This is a genomic window from Streptomyces sp. NPDC042638 (genome assembly GCF_040647235.1).
Classification (GTDB): Bacteria; Actinomycetota; Actinomycetes; order Streptomycetales; family Streptomycetaceae; genus Streptomyces; species Streptomyces rameus.
This window is the reverse complement of record NZ_JBEZBT010000012.1, coordinates 45,666-68,103: the sequence shown is the minus strand read 5'-3', so window position 1 is coordinate 68,103 and position 22,438 is coordinate 45,666. Positions and strand designations below refer to the sequence as shown.

15 protein-coding genes are annotated in these 22,438 nt (G+C 71.4%); 12 read left to right on the top strand and 3 right to left on the bottom strand.

Annotated features, from left to right (window positions below; translation table 11 throughout):
• Positions 1–119: 119 nt before the first annotated feature.
• The 8 genes from AB0B40_RS13020 to AB0B40_RS12985 all read left to right on the top strand — a co-directional run bounded on the left by AB0B40_RS13020 (position 120) and on the right by AB0B40_RS12985 (position 12,764).
• Positions 120–5,042: a ricin-type beta-trefoil lectin domain protein gene (locus tag AB0B40_RS13020; protein ID WP_362263909.1), complete on the top strand. Its 4,923-nt coding sequence runs from the start codon at positions 120–122 to the stop codon at positions 5,040–5,042.
• Positions 5,043–5,148: 106 nt separating this feature from the next.
• Positions 5,149–6,483 carry a hypothetical protein gene (locus AB0B40_RS13015; RefSeq protein ID WP_362263908.1) on the top strand — a complete coding sequence of 445 codons (1,335 nt, stop codon included), beginning with the start codon at positions 5,149–5,151 and terminating at the stop codon, positions 6,481–6,483.
• Positions 6,484–6,616: 133 nt separating this feature from the next.
• On the top strand, positions 6,617–7,333 hold the full coding sequence (locus AB0B40_RS13010) for a class I SAM-dependent methyltransferase (RefSeq protein WP_345058506.1): 717 nt from the start codon (positions 6,617–6,619) through the stop codon (positions 7,331–7,333).
• A gap of 222 nt (positions 7,334–7,555) precedes the next feature.
• Positions 7,556–8,743, top strand: coding sequence for a histidine kinase (locus AB0B40_RS13005; protein WP_345058504.1), 1,188 nt, complete (start codon positions 7,556–7,558; stop codon positions 8,741–8,743).
• Positions 8,740–9,399 carry a response regulator transcription factor gene (locus AB0B40_RS13000; protein ID WP_345058502.1) on the top strand — a complete coding sequence of 220 codons (660 nt, stop codon included), beginning with the start codon at positions 8,740–8,742 and terminating at the stop codon, positions 9,397–9,399. The genes AB0B40_RS13005 and AB0B40_RS13000 overlap by 4 nt, the downstream gene beginning before the upstream one ends.
• Positions 9,400–9,513: 114 nt before the next feature.
• Positions 9,514–10,152 carry a GPP34 family phosphoprotein gene (locus tag AB0B40_RS12995; protein WP_345058500.1) on the top strand — a complete coding sequence of 213 codons (639 nt, stop codon included), beginning with the start codon at positions 9,514–9,516 and terminating at the stop codon, positions 10,150–10,152.
• 21 nt (positions 10,153–10,173) lie between these two features.
• Positions 10,174–11,730, top strand: coding sequence for a carboxylesterase family protein (locus AB0B40_RS12990; RefSeq protein WP_345058498.1), 1,557 nt, complete (start codon positions 10,174–10,176; stop codon positions 11,728–11,730).
• A gap of 461 nt (positions 11,731–12,191) precedes the next feature.
• Positions 12,192–12,764: a pyridoxamine 5'-phosphate oxidase family protein gene (locus AB0B40_RS12985; protein WP_362263907.1), complete on the top strand. Its 573-nt coding sequence runs from the start codon at positions 12,192–12,194 to the stop codon at positions 12,762–12,764.
• A 66-nt stretch (positions 12,765–12,830) separates the two neighbouring features.
• Here AB0B40_RS12985 and AB0B40_RS12980 read toward each other — a convergent pair whose 3' ends face one another.
• Complete coding sequence (locus AB0B40_RS12980) at positions 12,831–13,721, bottom strand: glycoside hydrolase family 19 protein (protein ID WP_345058490.1); 891 nt, start codon at positions 13,719–13,721, stop codon at positions 12,831–12,833.
• A gap of 351 nt (positions 13,722–14,072) precedes the next feature.
• Here AB0B40_RS12980 and AB0B40_RS12975 point away from each other — a divergent pair, with 351 nt between their 5' ends.
• Together AB0B40_RS12975 and AB0B40_RS12970 are read left to right on the top strand one after the other, a co-directional pair.
• Complete coding sequence (locus AB0B40_RS12975) at positions 14,073–14,285, top strand: hypothetical protein (RefSeq protein WP_345058488.1); 213 nt, start codon at positions 14,073–14,075, stop codon at positions 14,283–14,285.
• 58 nt (positions 14,286–14,343) lie between these two features.
• Positions 14,344–15,315: an SDR family oxidoreductase gene (locus AB0B40_RS12970; protein ID WP_362263906.1), complete on the top strand. Its 972-nt coding sequence runs from the start codon at positions 14,344–14,346 to the stop codon at positions 15,313–15,315.
• A gap of 58 nt (positions 15,316–15,373) precedes the next feature.
• Here the strand turns inward: AB0B40_RS12970 and AB0B40_RS12965 are convergent, their stop codons facing one another.
• Complete coding sequence (locus tag AB0B40_RS12965) at positions 15,374–16,666, bottom strand: phosphatase PAP2 family protein (protein ID WP_345058543.1); 1,293 nt, start codon at positions 16,664–16,666, stop codon at positions 15,374–15,376.
• A 346-nt stretch (positions 16,667–17,012) separates the two neighbouring features.
• Complete coding sequence (locus AB0B40_RS12960; RefSeq protein ID WP_345058484.1) at positions 17,013–19,085, bottom strand: putative Ig domain-containing protein; 2,073 nt, start codon at positions 19,083–19,085, stop codon at positions 17,013–17,015.
• Between the two features lie 516 nt (positions 19,086–19,601).
• Between AB0B40_RS12960 and AB0B40_RS12955 the strand changes: the two genes are divergently transcribed.
• The gene (locus AB0B40_RS12955; protein ID WP_362263905.1) at positions 19,602–21,101 is read left to right on the top strand and encodes a Y4yA family PLP-dependent enzyme; all 1,500 of its coding nucleotides are present in this window, start codon (positions 19,602–19,604) and stop codon (positions 21,099–21,101) included.
• The gene (locus AB0B40_RS12950; protein ID WP_362263904.1) at positions 21,098–22,435 is read left to right on the top strand and encodes a pyridoxal-phosphate dependent enzyme; all 1,338 of its coding nucleotides are present in this window, start codon (positions 21,098–21,100) and stop codon (positions 22,433–22,435) included. Before AB0B40_RS12955 ends, AB0B40_RS12950 begins: the two co-directional genes overlap by 4 nt.
• The last annotated feature ends 3 nt before the right edge of the window (positions 22,436–22,438 follow it).

Sequence of the window (22,438 nt, the reverse complement as noted above, 5' to 3'; positions counted from 1 at the left end):
CCCATGCGCGGGGCCTGACGTGTCCCTCCCTGGAGTGCGCCTGCACCAGCCACCCCCTACAGAGAGGGATACGCGTGTTGCGTAGACCTGTACGGAAGCAGGGCGAACGCCCCAGATGGATGGCAAGGTTGGCGTCTCCGGTCGTCCCGCTCGCCTCCCTCGCTCTCCTCGCAACCGTAGCGGTGCATCCGGCTTCGGCCGCGGGCCGCGATCCGAGTACCAGCCCGGCCGCCGACTCCTACGACGGGTTCGATGCCAAGGCCGCCGAGCAACTGCGCTTCGACCAGTGTCTGATGGCCGACGGTCTGCGCAGGGGCGGCCCGAATCTGTACGGCCTGGCCAGTAGCTCCGTGTCGTTGCCGGCGGACCAGCTGCACCAGAAGGCGGACCGCACCTACGGCACTGGCGCGTACGAACTGGCCTGGCAGAAGGACAGTGACGACTCCGACGCCTGGGTGAAGAAGACGCAGGACACCCGTCAGTCCTGGGCCAGCACTGTCAGCGGCCTGGACGACTACCCCGGCTCCCCCGAGGGGGAGAACTTCTTCGACAAGGCGGGGCTGCTTCCCTGGCTCTACCAGTCGTACTGGAAGACGACCGACCTGATGTCGCCGTTCTACGACCCGTCACCGCAGGCGGACGACAAGACCAAGCAGGCCGCCCTCGCCATCGGCGACCCGCAGTACACCAGTGGCGGGACGAGCCAGGAGCAGGAAGCCTGGAAGCTCTGGAAGAAGAACTCCGGCCCCATCGTCCCGAACGAGATCTTCGTGCCGCGGGTGTTCGCCGACGACGCTCGTATCTTCCTCGCCTCCGGCGGCTTCCCCAGGACCGCGCCCGCACCGGACGCCCCGGAGTTCCGCATCGCGGTCGAGGACCTGAAGACACGCTTCGCCTCATGCGCGTGGCACGACCCGATCGACCCCGACCGGGTGCTCGGCAAGGAAGTGGCGCAGGCGTCCGCCGAGTGGCAGCAGGAGATCGCCTCCCAGGCCTCGCAGCGCAACCAGATCCTCGCCGCCAGCAGCACCGCCAACAACGCCTTGCGGGACGGCACGTTCGCGCTGGGCAAGTTGCTGGGGCAGTCCTGGATCGCGGACTACTCCACCCGCTGGCTGGACTACTACACCGAGGGCGGCCTCGGCTGGGTCGGCGACGGTGAGCTGGAGATCCAGGTACCCGGTGCCGCCGGAAAGTGCCTGGATGTCGCGGGCGCAGGCAAGACCAACGGCACCCCGGTGCAGATCTACACCTGCAACGGCGGCGCCGCCCAGAAGTGGCAGCGGTGGGCCACCTACGACGGCGGCTACACCCTGCGCAACACCAACTCGGGCAAGTGCCTGGAGGTGCTGAACGGCAACAGCGCCGACGGCACGAAGATCCAGATCCGGGACTGCGGCAGCAGCAAGGCCCAGCAGTGGAAGTTCGACGTCCGCTCGGCGGGCGAGCTGCGCAACGCGGCCACCGGCAAGTGCCTGCACCTGCCGACGTTCGACAACAGCAAGGACGCCGTGCTGTCGACGTGCAACGGCTCCAGCGCGCAGAAGTTCAGGATCGTCGCCAAGACCCACACCGGCACCGCACCGGCGAAGGCCGATGTGGACAAGGCCAAGGCGAACATCACCGCCGCGCAGGCGGAGGCGAAGAAGCAGCTCGCCGCTGTCAAAGCGCAGTTGACGACGGCGCAGAAGGCGGCGACCTCGTCGGACACCGCGCTGCAGGCGGCGTACGGCATCGCTGATGCGGCGGGTGCTCCGCGTGGCCGGGGTCTGCTGGTGGGTCTGCAGAAGGACCAGGTCACCAAGGGTGCGGCTGCCGCGCTGACGGCGCTGGAGAAGGCCGGCGAGACGGCGGAGGCCGCCACGCGTGCCGCGGCCGGGGACAGTGCGACCATCGCGCAGCGCGCGATCGCCCAGGCGGCGCAGTCCAAGGCGGAGTTCCGCAAGAAGGCCGCCGAGGCGGCCGAGTTGCAGGCCAAGGCCGCCGCCGACGCCGCCAAGGTGCACCGCGACAACGCCAAGAAGGACAAGGAGACCGCGGAGGCCAAGCTCGCCGTCGCGGTGAAGGCCGAGGCTGACGCCAAGGCGGCCGCCGCCGACGCGCACGCCAAGCGGCTCGCGGCACAGGCCGAGGAGAAGACGGCCAAGGCGGAGAAGGAGAACGCCGCCGCCAGCCGCGCCGAGGCCGCCGAGCACCGCAAGAACGCCGAAGCGGAGGCGACGAAGGCCAAGGACGCCAAGGACAGGGCCGAGGCCGCCGAGAAGACCGCCGAGAGCAGGCGCGACGACGCGGTCGCGGCCAAGGACCACGCCAAGGAGATGCGCGACGACGCGTGGGACGCCGAACAGAAGGCGGACGCGGCCCGCGCCAAGGCCGACGCGAAGAACGCCTACGCCGACAAGCTGGAATCGGGCGAGGCGGCGGACGCGGCTCGTACTGCGGCGAATGACGCGGACAAGGCGGCCGACGACGCCGAAGCGGCGGCGGGCAGGGCCCGTTCGCAGGCCGATGCCGCCACGCAGGCGGCGGCGGACGCGGACGCCGCGGCGACCCGCGCGGAGGCCGCGGCCAAGCGGGCCCGCTCGGACGCTGACGCCGCGCAGGCGGCCAAGCTGAGGGCGGACGCGGCGGTGAAGACGGCCACCAGTGCCGCCGCGGACGCGATCACGGCTTCGCAGCATGCCGCGTCCGAGGCGAGGACGGCGGTGAAGCTGGCCGACGAGGCCGAGCAGCACGCCAAGGACGCCAGGACCCAGGCCGACGCCGCGAACAAGGAGGCGGGTATCGCGCTCGCCGCCTCCGCCAAGGCGGCCGGGTTCGCGCACGTCACCGCGCAGGCGGCCGTGGACGCCGGCAAGGCGGCCCAGCAGGTCGCCGCACCCGCCAATGACGCCGTTGAGCTCGGCTCGCCGTACGTGGACACGGACTCGGCCGCCGGTCTGGTGGTGCTGACGGGGCAGTCGTCGAAGACGATCGCCGAGCAGCAGCAGGCCGTCGCCGACGCGCACGCCAAGAACGCCGCCGCCGAGGCCGACGCCGCGAAGAACATCGCGGACCAGGCCAAGGGGGACGCGAAGGAGGCCTACCAGCACGCGGCGAACGCCGCCAAGTACGCCGCCGACGCCCGCACCTACTCCAAGGAGGCCCTCGGCTACGCGGCCGACGCAGCGAAGGCCGCCGCGGCGGCGCAGGCGTCACTGGCCCGCACCATCACCTACGACCAGCAGGCCGCCGACGACGCGGCAGCAGCCGACAAGGCGGCCGGCAACGCCGAGGGCTACGCCAAGGACGCCCGCGACTCCGCCGACGCCGCCGAACTCGACGCCGAGGCCGCCCGTTCCGCGGCCAGCCAGGCCGAGCAGGAGGCGAAGGACGCCCGCGCGGCGGCCGACCGCGCCGACGCCGCCGCGACCGAGGCCGAACAGGCAGCCAAGGACGCCGACAAGTACGCCAAGGAGGCCCAGGACGCGGCCGACCGCGCCGAGAAGGCGGCCAAGGCCAAGCAGATCAACGACGGAACCGTCACCGACGAGCGTGGCTCCATCGGAAACGTCTTCTACGTCATCGACCGCATCGAGAAGGTCGGCGAACCGAAGGTCGTCGACAAGACGAGCAGCTGCGACAGCTGGGTCAGCAAGCTCGCCTACAAGGGCGACTGCACCATCACCATGGAGGTCCGGTACAAGGCCGTTCTCAGCCTGTACCTGTGCGCCGCCGAGGGCATCGACCCGCAGAAGTTGATGTGCCCGACCGAGGCCACGACGTATCTCGGCGAAGTCAAGACCGACGAACTCTCCGAGAAGGTGAAGCACCAGATCACGATCGCCGAATGGCAGGAGAACGTCGACCCGATCGACATCCTCTTCGGCAGCTGGATCAAGTGCGCCCAGAAGCTCACCCCCGGTGGTGCGGGCGGTAGTTGGGGAGGCTGCGCCTGGGCGTCCCTGGACGTCGCGAGCCTGTTCGCGGGCAAGATCATCCGGCCCATCGCGGAAGCCCTGCGTGCCGTGGACGCCGCGTTCGTCACCGGCATCGGCGTCCGGGACGCGTTCAAGGCGCTCAAGGCCATCGAAGGCATCGACGCGGCGGCGGTCGCCGCGATCGAGCGGGACGTCGAACTCTACGAGGAGGTCGCGACCTCGTGCACCCGGAACAGTTTCCCGGGCGGCACCCAGGTGGTGATGGCCGACGGCACGCGCAGGCCGATCCGGGACGTCCGCGTCGGCGACCTGGTGCTGGCCACCGACCCCGCCTCCGGCAAGGCACGACCGGAGCCGGTCACCGACACCTTCCGGCATGACACGAACCATCTGGTCGACATCACCCTGGCCGACGGCGGCACCCTGACGAGCACGACCGGACACCGCGTCTATGTGTCCGGACGGGGCTGGGTCCACGTTTCCGACCTGCGCGTCGGGGACCGGCTGCGCGCTGCCGACGGCTCTCCGCAGACAGTGACCGCTCTACGCGACCGGGCCGGCGTGCCCGCCCAGCGCGTCTACGACCTGACCGTCGACGACCTCCACACGTTCTACGTGCGTTCGGAAGGGCGGCACGCGGCGGACCTGCTGGTTCACAACTGCATGAACCTGAGCGACGAGACGGTCTACCCGGAATCGGGGGCGCACACCCTCTCGAAGCATGTCAATCCCACTCCCGCAGAGGCCGTCCGGGACGCCCAGGCGAACAAGGACAAGGGCCTGGCCCCGATCAGCACGCTGTGGACCAACGCCGACATCGCGCAACAGGCCGTCGACCGGGTTCTCGCCGATTACTTCTTCCCCAACGGCAGGAAGAATGCCAAGAGGCTCGCGGCGCTGGACAACTTCCTGGCCAAGCGGAAGGGATGGGCGGAGAAGCCTGAGTTCCCGATCACCGGCAAGTGGGACATGTACGAGTCGCTGGGCACCGTGTACAAGGCGAGCGGTCCCCCGGAGGCCGCGGGGAACGGGGTACGAGTGGTCCTGAAGAGGCTTCCGGGCAAGAAGGGCCACGACGGCTTCATCGTGTTCGACTCCTATCCGATGCCCAAGGAGCCCTGACAGGCACTGGGACACATAGCGTGAACGACTGACATCCACCATGGGTGGCTCGTCCCGGCAACGGGACGAGCCACCCGACCACGTTCCCGAAGGCAGGGCAGCCATCATGGCGAGACAGCGTGAACAGTACGCCGTCCTCTACGAGGGCGATTTCGGCCTCAGTGCACTCGCCGGCGAACTGTCCGCGGCGGACGGCCCCCAGGGCGAGGGGCGGTCACTGCACCTCGCCTCCGAAGTCGCCGCTGCCGCCGAGGGCGAGGGCGCCGTCGAGCTGGGCGTCGACGTGCGCTGTCTGCTGGACTCCCGGTTGCCGGACGACGTCATCCGCACAGCGTGGCTCGCTGCCACGCGCGGGCGCTTCGACCCGGCGGAATGCGAGTCGGGCGTCCGGGGCTGGCTGCGTCGGCTCGCCGAGCGCTGGCCTGGACGGGAGCGCGAGCAGGCCCCCGGACAGTGGGTCATCCGGCCGAGCATCTCCGAGGAGGAGCTACGCACGGCCGTCGTGGCGGAGATCCGCGCATCGGCGGAGCCACTGAGCCAAGGTGTTGCCGGCAGCGACCACGTCGCACTGCCGGACGGCGCGGTCGCCCAGGCCTTGGAGGCGGTCGCCCGGCAAGGCGACGGCGACCTCGGACTCCGCCTCTTTCTGCGCGTGTTGAAGACGTACGACGTACCGGTCGGCAAGGAACAGTACGACCGTCTCATGGCGCTGGACACCGCCCTCGGCTTCCCCGGGCCACTGGTGTACGACGGCCTCAACGTGATGTGGCCCCCCATCGACACGGCGCGCCGCGACGCCTCGGGCGACTTCGGGTTCTCAGCGCTCACGTGGTGGTTCGAAGAACCCGGTCAGGAGGACACCGCCCGTGAACGTGTCCGGCGGGCGGCAGCCGCCGACGACAGCGCCCAGACCCCGGGCTCGGCGGCGGCCCTGATGCTCGCGGACACACACCGCCTGCTCGCCTCCCCGTTGCCCAGCGAGACGATCGAGGTGCTGTGGTTGTCCGCCACGGGCCGGGGCTACAACATCGACCGGCTCGGAATCGACGCGAGGGACTGGCTCCGGCAGATCGAGGACGTGTGCGAGGAGCGGCTGAGGGAGATCGCCCCCCGATACCACCATGCCGCGCAGCCTGTCCGGACCGATCTGCGGGACGCCGTGCTGCGGACGGTGAGGGAGGCGGCACCGCTCCTGACGGACATGAACATCAGTCCGCACTGGGAGCCGATTCCCGGCACCAGCGCGCTCACCGCCGTGGAGGCGGTCGTCACCGATGTGGATGCCGACCTCGGCTTCCGGCTGTTGCTGCGGTTGCTCCGAGTGCTCGCCCCCACTCTCACCCAGGAGCAGTACGGCCACTACCAGACACTCGGCAGGCGGTTCGGCTACGGCGAGGACCACGTAACCGAGGCACTGGAACGGCTTCACGTCGCCCCCTGAGACCGCCGGAGAGGCTGTCGCATGGCCGGGCCCCGCCATACTCGGTCGCCTCTCGCCTCCCCCCGTGGGCGCCGCTTTGCCGGACCGGCAACAGGAGTGGCGCGGCCGGAACGCGATGGGCAACGGTGGACGCGTGACCGACAACATCGCAGCATCGCCGACGTCCGACGTCCCCTCGCCCGCCGACGGACTCTCCGACGCGCCCCCGCCCACCGACGGACATGACGCATACGTCGGAGACCCCGCAGTGCGCGAGGAGTGGGACAACCGCTACACCGACCGGCAACAGCTGTGGAGCGGCCGGCCCAATGGTGCCCTCGTGGCCGAGGTGGCCGGGCTCACTCCCGGGCGGGTGCTCGACGTCGGCTGCGGCGAGGGCGCCGACGCCGTATGGCTCGCGCGCGGCGGCTGGGACGTGACCGCGGTCGAGGTCTCGGGCGTGGCACTGGAGCGGGCGGTCAAGCACGCGCGGGACGCCGGCGTCGCCGTTCGCTGGGTACACGCGGCACTGACGGAGGCGGCGCTCCCGCCGGGCTCCTTCGACCTGGTCTCCGCGCAGTATCCGGCCCTGCTGCGCACCCCCGGCTCCGTGGCCGAGCGAGCGCTGCTCGCGGCCGTCGCGCCGGGCGGTGTGCTGCTGCTCGTCCACCACGCGGGGATGGACACCCAGCACGCGCACGACAGCGGCTTCGACCCGGCCGACTATGTCTGGCCCTCGATGGTCGCGGCCCTGCTCGACGACGACTGGGAGGTGGAGGTGGACGAGCAGCGGCCTCGTGCGGCACCTGACGGCGGTGCCGGCGCGCACCACACCGACGACGTCGTGCTGCGCGTGCGCCGGCTGCGCTGACCGTCTGAGCCCGCAGTGGGCCGGCCGGCGTACCGCCGTCAGTCCGACCAGCAAGTGGGGGCGCAGCGCGATGACCACGTAGATCACGGGGAGGCCGCCGCCCGGGCCCCGTCGACCCCCTAAGCTCCCTCGTGACGCATCAAGCAAGTTGTCGTCATGCCGGCGGACCGGACGGACGTACCGTGGCCCCTCGCCGCACCCGCCAGTGGATAGGGTCGGGGTGTGGACCGCAGTGACAGGCAGCCGGACGGCGCGTTCGCCGGGGAAGCGCCGGGCGAGCTGTCGCCCCGGGCGGCCCGGGCCCTGTGGTGGGGGTCGGCCGCTCTGGTGCTCGCCGTGCTCGGCACCTCGGTGCTCGTGGCCGGCGCGGAGCACGCCGGACGGCTGCCCGTGGCCGTCGCCCTGGTGATGGTGCAGGCGTGCGCCCTCAGGTGGCAGACGCGCGCCCCGGCCGTCGTACTGGCCACGAACGCGGTGACGGGGCTCGCGGTGTGGGCGCTGCTGCCCGCGGTGACCCTGACGGGGGCACTGCTCGCGGCACAGGTCGCCCTGTGCGTGCTGTCGGCCACCAGGCCGCGGCGGGAGTCGCTGTGGGCGCTCGCGCTGATGTGCCTGGCGGCTCCGCCGGCCTACGCGGTGGGCGGTCCAGCGGGTCTGGCGGTCTATCTGCTGACGGTGGTCCTGGCGTGGACCGCGGGGCAGTGGCGCAGGGCGCAGCAGGCGCGGACGAGGGAGGCGACGCGTCGGGCTGTGCTGGAAGAGCGCGCGCGGATCGCGCGCGAGGTGCACGACGTCGTGGCGCACACCCTGTCGGTGCTGGTCGTCCAGGCGGCCGCAGCCGACGACGTGTTCGCCGAACGGCCCGAACAGGCCCGCCGGGCGCTGCGGGTCATCGAGACGAGCGCCCGTTCCGCGCTCGGTGAACTGCGTCTGCTGCTGCGCGCGTTCCGGCCCGACGCGGGGGAGGACGGGGCCGGGGAGGAACGGGCGGGGGAGCAGCGGGAGCCGAGGCCCTCCCTCGCGCGCCTGGACGAGCTGGCCGACACCGTGCGCGCGACCGGGATGACCGTGGACGTGCGTCGCGAGGGCGCCACCGACGGGCTGCCCGCCGCGGTGGACCTGGCGGCGTACCGGATCATTCAGGAGGCCCTCACCAACACGCTGCGGCACGCGGCCGGTGCCGGTGAGGTGAGCGTGCGTGTGACGGTGGAAGAGGAGTGCGTGGAGGTGACGGTGGTCGACGACGGGCGGCCCTCGCAGGGCGGCGGCGTGGGCGCGTCGGGAACGGGACGCGGGCTTCTGGGGATGAAGGAGCGCGTACGGCTCGTGGGCGGCGACCTGCGTGCCGGTCCGCTGCCCGGAGGCGGCTTCGAGGTGGCCGCGCGGCTGCCGGCGGAGCGCGCGTCATGACGCTTCGCGTGGTGGTGGCCGACGACCAGATCCTGGTCCGCACCGGATTCCGCATGATCATCGACGCCCGGGACGACCTCGAGGTGGTGGGTGAGGCGTCCGACGGCCAGGAGGCCGTGCGGCTCACGCGGGACCTGACGCCCGACGTGGTGCTGATGGACGTACGCATGCCCGTCGTGGACGGCATCGAGGCGACCCGGCGGATCGCGGAGAGCGGCAGCCGGGCCAGGGTGCTCGTGCTGACCACCTGGGACGTGGACGCGCACGTCGTCGCCGCCCTGCGAGCCGGAGCGAGCGGCTTCCTGCTGAAGGACATCCGCCCCGCCGAACTCGTCGACGCGATCCGCCTCACCGCGCGCGGCGACGCACTGCTGGCGCCGACCGTGCTGAGCCGTGTCCTCGACCGGTTCCTGCGCACCACCCCCGACCCGGCGCCGCCACCCTCCCTGGAGAACCTGTCCGCCCGCGAGCGGGAGGTGCTCACCCTGATCGGGCAGGCGCTGTCCAACGCGGAGATCGCCGAGCGGCTCGGCCTGTCGGAGGCCACCGTGAAGAACCATGTCACCGCGGTGCTGCGCAAACTGGGCCTGCGCGACCGCGTCCAGGCCGTCGTCGCCGCCTACGACCACGGCCTCGTGCGGCCACGCCACCCCTGACGGCGCTGTCTCCTCCTCAAGGAGGAGGCCGGCCCGCGATCCTCCTGCGTTCCTAACGCCAGTCCGTTCCCTGGGCCGATCCGGGGCCCGGGTGTCCGGCCATAGCGTCGAGATGTGATCGACGACCTGCCCCGCCTCATGTATCTGCTCGCCCACGACGACGCGGCCGACGGCCCCTACGACCGTTCCCGCACCGAGCTGCTCGTCCGTGCCGCCGCCCTGACCGACCTCACGTTGCGCGGTCGGCTGGTGGACGACGACGGCACGGCCACCGTGTCCGGCACGGAACCGACCGGCGACGCCGTCCTGGACGGCGTCCTGCGGGACGCCGCCGACGGGCACACCTGGAAGCACCTCGTGCGCCGCCACCGCGGGCGGACCCTGACGGAGGTGGAGGACCGGCTCGCCGCGGCCGGACTCCTCAACGTGCGGGCACCCCGCACCCGCTTCGGCACACGGCGGCTGACCGTGACCGACCGCGCCCTGTCCGCCGCGGTCCGCGCGCGCGTGTCCACGGTGCTGCACGGGGACGGCCCCGTGCGGGAAGTCCCCGCCGCCGACGCCGCGCTGCTGGCGCTGGCCGCGGCGGGAGGCATCCGCTCGGTCGTGTCGCGGCAGGACCACAAGACCTTCCGGGCCCGTATCGACGCCTGCACGGGGAGCCTCGCGGCCCTCGCGCCCGGCCTGGAGAAAGCCGTACGCGCTCTGCCGACGACCATGATCGCCGCTCAGGGCGGCATGGGCGGCAGCTGACCGGACGGGGAGAAGACGACCATGCACCGTGTCCTGACCAGCACCCTGGGCTGCGCCCTGACCGCCGTCCTCGCGACGGCCTGGTCCGCAGGGCCACCGCCGGGGCACGCCCGGCCCGCCGCCACGACCGTACTCACCCACGCCGGCCCGGTGCGGGGCGCCGCCCACGACGGCTACCGCACCTTCGATGGCATCCCCTACGCGGCGCCCCCGGTCGGCAGGCTGCGCTGGGCTCCGCCCCACCGCGCCGCCCCCTGGTCGGGGGTGCGGGACGCGACCCGGCCCGCCGGCGCCTGCCCGCAGCCGGCCGGCGAGGTGCCCGGCGGCAGCACCGACGAGGACTGTCTCCACCTGAACATCACGACGCCCGACGGCGCGGGACCGGCGCGCCCCCGTCCGGTGCTCGTGTGGCTGCACGGCGGCGGCTTCACCACCGGGGCGGGCAGTACGTACGACGCCCACCGCATGGCCGTCCGCGGCGGCGTCGTGGTCGTCACCGTCGACTACCGCCTCGGAGCCCTCGGATTCCTCGCCCACAGCGGGCTGCCCGGCTCCGGCACCTTCGGCCTGGCCGACCAGCAGGCGGCACTGCGCTGGGTCCGCTCCGAGATCGGCGCCTTCGGCGGGGACGCCCACGACGTGACGCTGGCCGGTGAGTCGGCGGGCGGCTACAGCGTCTGCGCCCAGCTGGCCTCACCCGCCGCCGCGGGGCTCTTCGACCGGGCGATCATCCAGAGCGGCCCGTGCACAGGGCGCCCCGACCGGCCCTTCGCCCCGTCCTCCGTCCCCCTGTCCACGGCGCGGACCGCGGGCGCGGACCTCGCGGCGAAGGTCGGCTGCGGATCCGCCCGCGACGCCGTGGCCTGCCTGCGGCGCGTGGACGTCACCAGGCTGCTCGCGGCCCAGGACACCGACCAACAGCCCGCCCACGCCACCCCGTTGCTGCCCGCCGACCCCGCGGCGGCGATCGCCGCCGGCCGCTTCCACCGCGTCCCCGTGCTCGTCGGCAACAACCACGACGAGGGCAACGGCTGGGCCGCCGGCATCGTTCAGGCCGGTTATCCCGTCACTCCCGGCACCTGGCCCGACGTCGTGGCCGCCTTCTTCCCCTCTTCGGAAGGGAAGGCGATCGTCCGCGAGTACCCGGTACACCGCTCCGACGGGGGGCCGGTGTTCGGCGCGGTCATCGGCGACGCGGACTTCGCCTGCCCCACGGCGCGCACCGACAGCCTGCTGGCCGCCCATGTGCCCGTATGGCGCTACGAGTTCGCCGACGAACACGCACCGCCGCTCACCTCGGGCACACCGCCGTTCCCCCTGGGCGCACCGCACGCGAGTGAACTGCCCTACCTGTTCGACCTGGGCGGCCGCCCCCGCGACCTGACCGCGGCACAGCACCGGCTGGCCGACACCATGATCGATTACTGGTCGCGCTTCGCCCGCACCGCCGACCCGAACGGCCCGTCGTCACCGCGCTGGCCCCGGCGGGCGGTCCTGTCCCTGGCGCCGGACCACATCGTCCCCACCCGCACGGCGCACCCCCGCCACCACTGCGCTTTCTGGGACGCCCTCGGGTGACCAGGGAGACGACCACCGTACGTACTTCACTCCAGCCCAGCCCCCGACACCGGCGGTTACCGCTCGCTGTCCGCGTGACGGGCCCTCGCCCAGTGTTCCTCGAACTCGCTCCGACTGATCTCCTGGCCCGCGAGCGTCGGATCGAAGAGGTCCGCGACCGGCGGGTTGAACGGCCAGTCGTCCGGGCGGAGAGGTGATGGCCCACTGGGTTCCGATGCTGTCGGGGTAGGCGGACAAGCCGCCGCCGGCGACGACCGCACCTCAGGGGGCGTTCGACCAGGCGGAGTCCGTATCGGCCGCCGGGCCACAACCGCTGGACTTTCGCGCTGGACTTCCGCGCTCACCGGTCCGGTCCGGTTGCTCCCTCCCGGTGAGTGCCGGCGAGGAAAGGGTGAAACCGCATGGGGCGATGATTTCCGCTCGGCCGGCCGGTCGTTGGCGAGAGGAGAAGGAGGTCCGTCATGCCCACACCAGGACCCGCCGAGCGGCCGTCGGCACAGCAACCGACGACTGACTTGGACACCCGTTACAGCTCCGCGCTCCAGCCGCGTCCGGGCGCCGAACACGTCACCGCCACCGAATGGGCCGAGGCGCAGCGGCGGTTGGAGGCCGCCGAGATCTTCTGGTTGTCCACGGTACGGCCCGACGGCCGGCTGCACGTCACCCCTGTGATCGCGGCCTGGCACGAGGGGGCGCTGTACTTCTCCACCGGTCCGGGGGAGCAGAAGGCGAGGAACCTCGCCCACGACGGCCACTGCGCGCCGACCACCGGAGGCAATTCGCTCACCGCGGGCCTCGACCTCGTGGTGGAAGGCGAGGCGGAGCAGGTCACGGATCCGGCGTTGCTCGAGGAGGTGATCGCGGCGTACGAGGCGAAGTACGGGCCGCACATCACCGCGCCCGAGGGCACCTTCCACGGGATCGGGGACGCGTTCCGGAAGGGGGACGCGGTGGTGTTCGCGGTGGCGCCGGCCACGGCCTACGGCTTCGGCCGGGACGACGGGGTGTACACCCACACCCGGTGGGCGTTCTGAGTCCAGCCGACGGTGGGACGCGGCCCCGCCGTGACCGGCGGTGCGGGGCCGCGGGGCCGCGCCGGATCAGCAGTACAGGTTGTTGCCCGCCGAGGTTCCCAGGATCTGTACGAACCGCTGGTAGGCGTCGACGCGGCTCTGTACCTGTGCGGGGTTCCGGCCGTCGCACTCGAGTGAGCCGTTGATGCTGCGGATCGTCTGACCGAATCCGGCACCGTTGACCATCGCGTTGTGGGGCGTCATCGTGCCGGGGCCCGTCTGGGTGTTCCAGTACCAGAGCCCTGTCTTCCAGGCGACGGAGGCGTCGGTCTGCACGAGGTTGGGGTTGTGGAGCAGGTCGATGCCGAGTGCGTCACCCGCGGCCTTGTAGTTGAAGTTCCAGCTGAGCTGGATGGGACCACGGCCGTAGTAGGCGGACTGGCCGGCCGGACAGCCGTAGGGCTGGCTCCAGTCGCAGTAGTGCGGGTAGTTGGCGGTGTTCTGCTCCACCACGTAGACCAGGCCGCCGGTTTCGTGGCTGACGTTGGCGAGGAAGGCGGCGGCCTCCTGCTTCTTCACGGTGTCGCTGCCGGTGTTCGCGAAGGCCGGGTAGGAACTCAGCGCGGCTTTGAGGCCGGCGTAGGAGTAGAAGGAGTTCCTGTTCGGGAACATCTGGTTGAACTGCGCCTCGTTCACGACGAAGCCGCCCGAGGGGTCGGTGGAGCCACCGTCACAGGCGTAGGGCTCCCAGTACCAGGTGCTGATGACGGGGTCGTAGCCCGGGTTGTCGTGCTCTGCGATGTACGCCTTGCCGTCGGTGTACCGGACGATGTCGCCGGTGACGTACGACTTGCCGGCCGTCCAACTCGGGTAGCTGGAGCAGGATGCGGCGGAGGCCGCTGCGGCGGGCAGCAGAACCGGTGCCGCGGTTCCGATGACCACCGCGGTCAGGAGTGCGGAGAGACAGCGCTTCGACACGGAGACAACTCCTCTGCGGAGCCCGGCGACACCGGAGGCATGGCGGAGCCGACGGGTCGGCCACGGCGTCCGGGGGAGGCTCGGGTGGGGGGATGGCGAGCCATACTCAACCGCTTTGGTGTGTACCAGTCAAGGTGTAGACCAATAAGCGTGACAACGTTGGCAGGGAATCGCCGTCGGTGATCTTCGCCGAGCGGCAACTCTGTCCGCGCGGCACTTCCCGCGCCTGCGGCGAAGGCCGGGAGCCGGACGCGAGGACCCTCGTCAACCCCGATACGAGGATCCTCGTCAGGCACCGGCCGGACGGGCAGGGACGGGTCACCGCGGCGGTAAGCCTGGTGGAGGAGGCCGGTGCCGTCGCGACGGGCGAGGGCGGCGAGGTGCGCCTGGCCGAGGGCGTGTCACCCGGCCGGGCGGCACAGCGAGCGGAGCGGATGGCCGGACCGCATCACCGTCCTCTTCGACGAAGCCGGTTACCGCACCCTGTCCCTGGAAGCGGTCGCGGAGCGCGATGACCTCCTCACCGTGCTGCGCCGACCGGGCGAGGACCAGCCGGACACCTGACAGGGCGGCCGCGCGGCGGGGTAGGGAAGGTGGGTGGCAGGGGAGAGCGAGGAGCGACATGGACCGCGTCGGGGATTCGGGCGCACGGGCCTTCGGCCAGGACGCACCTCCGCGAGGGCGCGTCGCTGTCGTGACCGGTGCGGCCCGCGGAGTCGGCCGGGCGCTCGCCGAACGTCTGTCCGGTATCGGGCTGCGGGTCGCGCTGGTCGGCCGTGAAGAGGAGACCCTCCACCGCGCGGCTGCCTCCCTGCCGTCCCCGAGCATCTGCATCGAAGCGGACGTCACCGACCGCGCTGCCCTCGACCGTGCCGCTCAGCAGGTCGCCGACCGACTCGGCCCCGCGAGCGTACTCGTGGCCAACGCCGGCATCGCCGCCGGTGGACCCTTCAGCCGGACGCCGGCCGAGCTGTGGCAACGGGTCATCGACGTCAACCTGATCGGATCCGCCAACACGGCCCGGGCCTTTCTCCCACAGCTCGGCCGCACGCGCGGCTACTTCCTCCAGATCGCCTCGACCGCCGCCTTCGGCTCCGCCCCCATGATGAGCGCCTACTGCGCCTCCAAGGCGGGGGCGGAATCCTTCGCCCAGGCGCTGCGCGGCGAGGTCGAACCCGACGGTATCGCCGTCGGGATCGCCTACCTCCACTGGACCGGTACCGACATGATCAGCGGTATCGACGACCATCCCGTGCTGCGTGCCCTGCGTCAGAACCAACCCTGGTTCGCCCGCAGGGTCCACAGTCCCGCACAGGTGGCGGACTGGCTCACCGCCGGCATCATCCGGCGCGCCCACCACATCTACGCGCCCCCGTGGCTGCGCTGGTGCCAGCCTCTGCGGCCGCTCTTTCCCGCGTTGGTCAGCCGCACCGCCAGGCGCGAACTGCGGGCCCGTTCCAGCGGCGAGCTGGCCACCGACACCGGCGTTCTGGGCGCCGGGGGCCACGCGGACTGGAACGCGCACGCGGGCCGCACACACGTCGGGCACCGTCCCGGCGAGCAGGACGGGGGAACCGCTCCGACCGGTCTCTGAGAAAGGGGGTACGGGGTGGAACCGACCGCTGTCGGCCCCTTCCACCCCATCGCCGCCGTCAAACGGGTTCGGGCTGTGGTTCCGGCTGTCGCGTCGGTACGGCCTTCGGTTCCCAGAGCCTGGTGGTCCGCACGTAGCCGGAGACCACCGAGGCCATCGCCAGAATGAGCAGGGGCCCGTACACCGCAGGATGCCTCGCCAGTTCCATCGGCAGATAGCGGTACGACACCAGGAGCGCGGCGAAGACCGTGGTGCCGTGGACGACCAGCCGGACTCCCTGACGGTCCCAGCCGCGGTCGAACGAGCGCAGAGCCGCCTCGATCGTGAGCGCGAACACCACGCCGGCGACCAGGTCCGCGCCGTAGTGGTAGCCGAAGCCGAGCGTTGCGGTGAGCGTGGCGACCAGCCAGAACGTCCCCGCGTACCGCAGGACGCGCGGGCCCTTCCGGGAGTGGATGAAGATGGCGGTGGCCCAGGCCGTGTGGAGGCTGGGCATGCAGTTGCGCGGGGTGATCCCGTCGTACGGCATCGGGTGCGGGGTGTGCAGCGGCGGCGGGGTGTCCGGCCAGAGGTTGGCCACCGCCCATTGCACGCCGCCGGTGCCGGAGGCGCCGGGGCCGTACGCGAAGACCGGCCCCACCATCGGGAAGAGCATGTATATGCCCGGTCCGAGGAGGCCGATCACCAGGAAGGTGCGTACCAGGTGATGCCGGGGGAAGCGGCGTTCGACCGCCACGTCGCGCAACTGGTAGAGCGCGACGACGATCGCCGCCACCGCGAGCTGGGCGTAGACCACGCCGAGAAGATGGGTGCCGATGGGGTCGGTGGCCCTGAGAAGCCGGCCTACCAGCCATGAGGGGTTGCCCAGCGCGTGATCGACGACCGCCACGTACTGGTCGAGCACGGCCGGGCGGGCTTTCGAGGTGATCAGGAGCCAGGCGTCGCCGGTCTTGCGGCCGGTCACCAGCAGCAGGCCGAGCCCGACGCCCTTCAGCAGCAGGACGCGTTCCCCGCCGGTGCGGCGCGTGACAGCGATGACGCCACAGGCCAGCATGACCCACAAGGCGCCGTTGCCGAAGAAATGTCCGTCGGCCGGCCTGGCGCCCACCGCCCACCGCGCCAGCACGAAGACGATGTCGATGCCGACCGCGGCACCCGCGGCGATGAACCGCTGCCGCCAGGTGAGTACCACCATCGTCAAGGCCAGGCCGCCGTACAACGGCCCCGGCTTGGGGGCGAATATCACCTCCCGCACCTGGCTGGTGACCGGTCCCGGCTGACCGTAGTGACGTGCAACGACCTCCAGCGTGATGAGGATCCCGAGGCCCGCCGCACCCGCCGAGGCCCACAGAAGCGTGCGTGGCCGACTCCGTGCAACGAGCCTGACTCTGCTGACTATTGGCGGAAGTATCCGCGGCGCTCTAGATATCAATTATCTGGTCTATGCGGTCGATTTGGGTCAAATGGCCGAAAAAGGGTTATACAGGCGATCGTCGTAAGTTTGAACATGTTATCGGAGCGGTGTGCGGCTGGTTCCACCGGTTGCCGACAGTGGCTTGGTCGGCCGGTGCACCGCAGCCTGGAACGGGCCGGGGAACTGCGCGACGAACGGATCCCGCACGCGGACGGCATCCGCGTGCGGGATCGTGTGTCAGGCGTTCAGGCGTTCAGGCGGTCAGGCGGTCAGGTGGCGCGGATCAGCTGGTCGTCAGGGCGGTGTCGTCCACGACGAAGCTGGTCTGGAGGGAAGAGTCCTCCACACCGTTGAACTTCAGGGTGACCGTCTGCCCCGCGAAGGAGGACAGGTCGAAGGTCTTCTGGCTGTACCCGGAGGCCGCGTTGGCGTTCGAGTACGTCGCCAGCGTGGTCGAACCGGCGGTCACCGTCAGCTTGTCGTACGCGGTGCTGCCGCTCTCCGCGGTGTCGACGTGCAGGTAGAAGGTGAGCGACGCCTTGCAGCCGGCCGGGACGGTCACCGACTGGGACAGGGTGTCGGTGTGGCTGGAACCGTAGCCGTCCAGCCATGCCTTGTAGGAACCACTGTGGGCGGCCTCGCCGGAGTCGGTGGTGATGACGCCGCTGCTCGCACTCCAGCCGGTGCTGCCCGACTCGAAGCCGGGGTTGGCCAGCAGCTGGGAGGCGGAGCAGCCGCCGCCACCGCCGGAGCCGACCGTCCACGTGAAGGAGGTGGACCCGGTGGCGCCGGTGGAGTCCTTCGCGGTGACGGTGACCTGGTAGGTGCCGGCGGTGGACGCCGTACCGGTGATCAGGCCGGTGGAGCCGTTGATGGACAGGCCGGCGGGCAGGCCGGTGGCGCTGTAGGTCAGGGCCGCGCCCGCGCTGTCGGTGGCGTGGATCTGCAGGCTCACGGAGCCGCCGACGGTGGTGTTCTGGCTGCCGGGGTTGGTGACGGTCACCGTGTTGCCGGTGGACGTGCCCGCGGTGAAGGCGGCGGTGCCGTTCGGGGTGCCCCAGCCGGTCGGGCCGTCGTAGCCGGTGCCCGCGGTGCAGAAGTACGACGGGGAGCAGCTGCCGTTGTTGCCGCTGGTCACGTCGTACAGGTTGCCGGTGTGGGAGTAGGGGTACTTCGCCGGGTAGTCGGCCGAGCCCGGGGTGCCCGCGAGGGCGTAGACGCCGGCGACGATCGGGGCGGAGGCGCTGGTGCCGCCGTAGACCGCCCAGCCGGAGCCGCCGTAGGTGTCGTAGACCGCGACGCCGGTGGCCGGGTCGGCGACGGCGGAGACGTCGGCCTCCATGCGCTTGGCGCAGCCGGTGTCCGTCTGCCAGCTCGGCTTCGGGTCGTAGGCGGAGCAGCCGGAGCCGGTGCCCTCGGTGGAGTTGGTGTGCCAGACCGACTCGCTCCAGCCACGGGAGGTGGAGGAGGTGGTGAGCGCGGTGCCGCCGACGGCGGTCACGTACTGGGAGGTCGCCGGGTACTCGGCACCGTAGGCGGAGTCACCGGAGGAGACGGTGATCGCGACGCCCGGGTGCTTGAAGTACTGGGTGTCGAGGGTGGTCTGGTTGGACGACTCGGAGCCGCCCCAGCTGTTGGAGACGACCTTGGCACCCAGCGTGACGGCCTCGTTCTCGGCTATCCCGAGGTCGGTGTCGGTCGCGGAGTTGGCCTCGACCAGGATGATGCTGCAGTTCGGGCAGACCGCGCTGACCATGTCGATGTCCAGCGCCTCTTCACCGGCCCAGCCGCTGTCGTTCGTCGGCAGCGAGGTGGTCGAACCGGTCTGGCTGACCTGCTTGAAGCAGCCGTTGGCCTTGGTGCAGGCGGACAGGCCGTAGGTGGACCGGTAGGTGGCCAGGTCCGACTCGGCGTTGGGGTCGTTGTAGGCGTCGACGATGGCGACGGTCAGGCCCGAGCCGCCCGTGGTGGGCAGGTTGTAGGCGCTGTGCAGGTTGGCCGGGGAGAGGCCGGAGGGCGCGGCGGCGGCGAGCGCCGAGGCGAGCCGCTGCCTGATGTCGCTGCGGCGCTGGGCGAAGCACGACGCGTGGCCCGGCTTCGCGGTGGCGCACAGACGGGTCGTGGGGACCTTCTGCCCGGCCTTGCCGGTGGAGTGGAACGTCTGCCGCTTCGGGTCCGTCAGGGCCTTGGCGTTCTGCGTGACCTTGGACGCGTGGGGCGCGGGAGCGGCGGTGGACTGGGCTCCCGCTGTCGGTGCCGCCACGAGTCCGGTGACGGTGAGGGCGAGGGCGGGGAGGGCGACGGCCAGGAGTCTTCGCAGACTCCGTCTCCGCCTGCTGGGGCGTGATTCACGCATGGGGTACTGCCTCCATCGAGAAGTGGGGATTCGCACTGGATCGGCAGGCCCGTGACGCGCACAGCGGCGGCGAGTGCAGTCATGGACATGACACGGTGAAGAATGTGCATGACAGAACGGGGACGAAAGTAGCCCGGTGCCGATGCGGCCGACAGCGCCGGAGGGGATTCTTTACCCCCTCATAGGCCCTTGTGGGAAGTTGCATAACCCGCCATCCCCGTGGCACTGGTCCCCGGCACCCTCGGTCGGGGTGGGGCGGGAGCGACGCCAGTACCGTCGTCGGCCGGGGTGACTGGTCCGCGGCCCGTTCCCCCTGACGGAAGCGCAGACCACGGACTGAGGACGAGCGGCCACCACCGCGCCCCCGAGCCACCGGCCCCGATCAAGGCCCGCCGGCCGACTCGGCCGCGCGGCCCGTCGGGGCTTAATGACCTTTCGCAGGGAAATGCTTAGGCCCGGACGGCTGAGGGGAGCTTCCGTCCGGCCGGTGTGGAGGGGGAAGGGAAGGTATCTGTCGTGGGTGTGCCCTTGTATCTGCAACCACGACTGGAGCCGCCGCTCTCCGGCCTGCTGACCGACGGGCCGTTCCTGCACTCCCTCGTCGAGGCGCTCGGCTCTCCGCTCAACGTGCTGCTGCCGGAGCGGATCGCCGAGAACGCCGACCGCTTCCGTGCCGTCTACCGCGACCACCACCTCGCCGGCCGGGTGTACTACGCGCACAAGGCGAACCGGTCCAGCGCGCTGGTGCGGCGGCTGGCCGCGGCGGACCCGGCCGGCGTCGGCGTCGACGTCGCCTCGCTGGGCGAACTGCGGCATGTCCTGGGCTGCGGCATCACGCCGGACCGCATCATGGCCACCGGACCGAAGGACCCGGAGCTGCTGTGGCTGGCCGCCCGTGCCGGGGTGACGGTGAACCTCGACTCGCACGGCGAACTGGAGCAGCTCGCGGCCATCGTGAGGACGTACGACCTGCCCCGCGTCGACGTCCTCCTGCGGCTCTCGGCGTTCGAGTCCGCCGAGGGCTCCCCGGGAGCGGGCACAAGGGTGTTGTCGCGGCGCAGCCGCTTCGGCTCCCCGGTGGGAGAGGTCGGCGAGCTGCTGTCCGCAGTCGAACGGCACCGGGACGCCGTCGAGTTGACGGGTATCGCCTACCACCTGGACACGACCGCCCTGGCGGAAAAGGTCCGAGCGCTGGAACGCTGCGTCATGGTCATGGACGAGTGCCGCGCCCGGGGACTGGCACCCCGTGTCATCGACATCGGCGGCGGCTTCGGAGTCGGCTACGTCGCCGAAGCCGGGCAGTGGGAGCGGTACACCACCGCGCTGACCGAGGCGGTGCTCGGCACCCGCCCGCCCCTGACCTGGCACGGACACGCCTACGGACTGCGCAACGAGGGCGGCACGGTACGCGGGGCCGCCGCCCTCTACCCGGCGTACCGCCCCACCGCGGGGCCCGGCTATCTCGACGAACTGCTCTCGCTGCCCGCCCCCTCCCTGGGTCGCCCGGCCGCCACCCTGCTCCTGGAACACCTCTACGACCTGCACATCGAACCGGGCCGGGCCCTCGTCGACCAGTGCGGGCTCTCCCTGGCACGGGTGCAGGACGTACGCCGTACCGCGGACGGGCCCGGCGAGTATCTGGTGCGGCTGGGTATGAACGCGGGGGACGTGAGCCTGGAGGAACACGGCGTACTCGTCGACCCCGTACTGCTCCCGCGCACCGGAGCGGGAGGGGAGGGCGACGAGCGGCCGGTAGGGGTCCAACTGGTCGGGAACCTCTGCCTGGAGGCCGATCTGATCACCCGTCGCACGGTCTACCTGCCCCGCCTGCCACGCGTCGGCGATCTGCTGGCGTTCGCCAACACCGCGGGTTACGCCATGGACTTCCGCGCCCACCAGGCACAACGGCAGCCGATGGCCCGCACGGTGGCCGTCACGAGACAGGGAGGCTCCTGGCGCTGGTGCCTGGACGAGGAGTACTGGCCGATCACACACCCCGGGGAGCAAGGGGCATGAGGTACGACAGCATCACCGAGGCCATCGGCAACACGCCCTTGGTGCGCATCGATCCGGCCGTGCACGGCCTGCGGCACATCGATCTGTACGCGAAGCTGGAGATGCTCAACCCCTTCGGCTCGGTCAAGGACCGGCCCGCCTGGAACATGGCGCGCCCGCTGCTCGAGACCGCCGCCGAGGGCGGGGAGACGGTCGTGGAACTCTCCAGCGGCAACACGGCCAAGGCACTCGCCCTGTTGGCCGGGATGCACGGGCTGCGCTTCAGGAGCGTCACCAACCGCATGCGGGTGCCGGAGATCAAGGAACTGCTTCTGCTGCTCGGTGCCGAGATCGAGGAACTGCCCGGGCGGAGCGAGTGCCTGGACCCCACCGACACGGACGATCCACTGACCCGCTTCCACCAGGCACTGTCGGAACCGGGCAGCGCGTACGTGCACACCGACCAGTATTTCAACCCGCGCAACACCGAGGCGCACGCGGTGGGAACCGGTCCGGAGATCGTCAAGGACCTGGACGGCCGGCCACCGGACTGGTTCATCGCCTGCGTGGGCACGGCCGGTTCGTCGACCGGCGTGGCCAGGGTGCTGCGCGAGCACGACCCCGGGGTCCGGGTCCTCGGCCTGGTCGCCCACAAGTCGGACTTCATACCCGGCATCCGCACCATCGACGAGGTGCACCAGGTCGGCCTGTTCGACCCGGCGACGTACGACACGATCGAGTCGGTCACCTCGGACGAGGCCATCGACGGGATGCTGACCCTCATACGCCGTTGCGGTCTGCTGTCCGGCCCGACCGGAGGCGCCGCGTACCAGGGCGCGATCCGTCATCTGCGCGAGGCCGACGCGGAGTTGGACGCCTCGCAGGAGCGCCGGACAGCCGTCTTCATCGTCTGCGACCGCGCCGAGAGCTACCTCAGCTACGTACGGCAGCGCCGCCCCGAGCTCCTCGGCGGCCGGCTGCGCGGGCCGTCGGCCGCCGCTCTCACCGAGGCGGAGGTGCGGGACGAGGCCAAGGCCGTCCGCACCGACGACGCCCGGCGCTGGATGGCGGACGCGGAGCCGCGCCCACTCGTCGTGGACCTGCGGGGCCCGCACGCCTACGCCGCGCTGCACATCGAAGGGTCGGTGAACATCGTCGACGAGCTCTTCGACGAACTGGTCCGCGGCGGCCTGCCCTTCAGCAAGCGGCAGCCGGTACTGCTGGCCTGCCCGGTCGGCGAGAAGTCCGCCCGGTACGCCGCACTGCTGACCCGGATGGGTCATCCCGACGTGCGCAGCCTGGCGGGCGGCATCGTCGCGTGGCGGGACGCGGGCGCGCCGCTGGTGCGGGAGTGAGCG

What these genes read in the sequence shown, in the direction of transcription:
- AB0B40_RS13020 (WP_362263909.1), top strand. Translation starts at nt 120, where the DNA reads ATGGCAAGGTTGGCGTCTCCGGTCGTCCCGCTCGCCTCCCTCGCTCTC.
- AB0B40_RS13015 (WP_362263908.1), top strand. Translation starts at nt 5,149, where the DNA reads ATGGCGAGACAGCGTGAACAGTACGCCGTCCTCTACGAGGGCGATTTC.
- AB0B40_RS13000 (WP_345058502.1), top strand. Translation starts at nt 8,740, where the DNA reads ATGACGCTTCGCGTGGTGGTGGCCGACGACCAGATCCTGGTCCGCACC.
- AB0B40_RS12990 (WP_345058498.1), top strand. Translation starts at nt 10,174, where the DNA reads ATGCACCGTGTCCTGACCAGCACCCTGGGCTGCGCCCTGACCGCCGTC.
- AB0B40_RS12985 (WP_362263907.1), top strand. Translation starts at nt 12,192, where the DNA reads ATGCCCACACCAGGACCCGCCGAGCGGCCGTCGGCACAGCAACCGACG.
- AB0B40_RS12970 (WP_362263906.1), top strand. Translation starts at nt 14,344, where the DNA reads ATGGACCGCGTCGGGGATTCGGGCGCACGGGCCTTCGGCCAGGACGCA.
- AB0B40_RS12960 (WP_345058484.1), bottom strand. Translation starts at nt 19,085, where the DNA reads ATGCGTGAATCACGCCCCAGCAGGCGGAGACGGAGTCTGCGAAGACTC.
- AB0B40_RS12950 (WP_362263904.1), top strand. Translation starts at nt 21,098, where the DNA reads ATGAGGTACGACAGCATCACCGAGGCCATCGGCAACACGCCCTTGGTG.